Source organism: Streptomyces sp. NPDC002144 (genome assembly GCF_053593695.1).
Genome location: NZ_JBSFDB010000164.1, coordinates 1 through 1419 on the forward strand (window position 1 = coordinate 1; position 1419 = coordinate 1419).

Here is a 1419-nt window from a genome sequence, read left to right on the forward strand (position 1 = left end):
GGTCGTGTCCCGCGTGATGGTGTAGCCGATCAACTGGTGGGAGTGTTCGTCGTGTTGGGGAGCGCGGGGGCGCTCTCGGGGAGTCCGGGGTAGAGCTCGTCCATGCTGCCCTCGGGAAGGTAGCGGCGGGGGAAGGCGATCCACTCGTCGTGCAGCTCGAACAGCACAGCACTCACCAGCCGCAGCAGCGCGTCGTCGTTGGGGAAGACCTGGACGACGTCGGTCCGGCGCTTGACCTCCCGGTTGATCCGCTCCAGCGGATTGGTCGATTGGATCTTCTTCCAGTGCCGTTCGGGAAACACGGCGAAGGCGGTGAGATCGTCCTTGGCGTCCAACAACATGGCCTTAACCTTGGGGAACTGGCCACCGAGCATCTCGGCGACGGTGTCGACCTGGTCCCTGACCGCCTTCTCGTTGGGCTGGGCGAAGATCGTGCGGATGGTCGCGGCGACCATCTCACCGGCGTCCTTCGGGATCACCCCGAAGACGTTCCGTAAAAAATGGACGCGGCACCTTTGGTAGGCGGCGCCGATCATCACCTTGCGGATCGCGTTGACCAAGCCGGTGTGGTGGTCACCGATGACCAGACGAACCCCGTTCAGACCGCGTTCGCGCAGGTGGCGAAGGAATTCGGTCCAGAACGCCTCGGTCTCGCTGTCGCCGACCATTACGCCCAGCACCTCGCGGCCACCGTCCTCGGTGATCCCGGTGGCGATCACCACGGCCCGCGACGCGATCTGGTGCCGGACCCGGGCCTTGCAGTAGGTGGCGTCCAGGTAGATGTAGGGGAAGCGGATGTGGTCCAGGGGCCTGGTGCGGAACGCGGCGAGGGGCTCGTCCAGCGCCGCGCAGATCCTGGAGACCTCGCTCTTGGAGATCCCGGTGTCCGCCCCCAGGGCCTTGACCAGGTCGTCCACGCTCCGGGTGGAGACGCCCTCGACGTACGCCTCCATGATCACCGCGTAGAGAGCCTGGTCGATGCGGCGCCGCCGCTCCAGCAGACTGGGGAAGAAGCTCCCGGCCCGCAGTTTCGGGATCGCCAACTCCAGATCGCCGGCCTGCGTGGTCAAAGTCTTGTCCCGGTGCCCGTTGCGGTAGTTGGTGCGGGTGTCGGTGTGCTCGTTCCACTCGGCACCGATCTTCGCCGCGGCCTCGGCCTCGATCAGCTCCTGCAACATCCGCTCGGCCACGCCGCGGACGAGTTCGAGTCCGTCTGCCGAACGCAGTAACTCGATCAAGCGGAGTAAGTCAGACTGGGACAGGGCCATCGTGTTACCTCGTCTCCTCGATGAACTGGGCGTTCACCAGGGAGAGTTGCACGGTGGCCCACCCCGTGCGCAGGGAGCGGGCGCCACCAGCCGGAGCACACCGGCGCACTACTCAACGCCGATCGGCTACACCATCACGCGGGACGCCATC

The 1419-nt window shown here is 66.0% G+C and carries 1 protein-coding gene; it reads right to left on the minus strand.

Annotated elements, in window-relative coordinates; genetic code table 11:
- Window positions 1-29 precede the first annotated feature (29 nt).
- Entirely contained in the window at window positions 30-1268 is a 1239-nt protein-coding gene (locus ACWCQ1_RS52095) for an IS256 family transposase (protein ID WP_451030134.1), read from the minus strand.
- Window positions 1269-1419 lie beyond the last annotated feature (151 nt).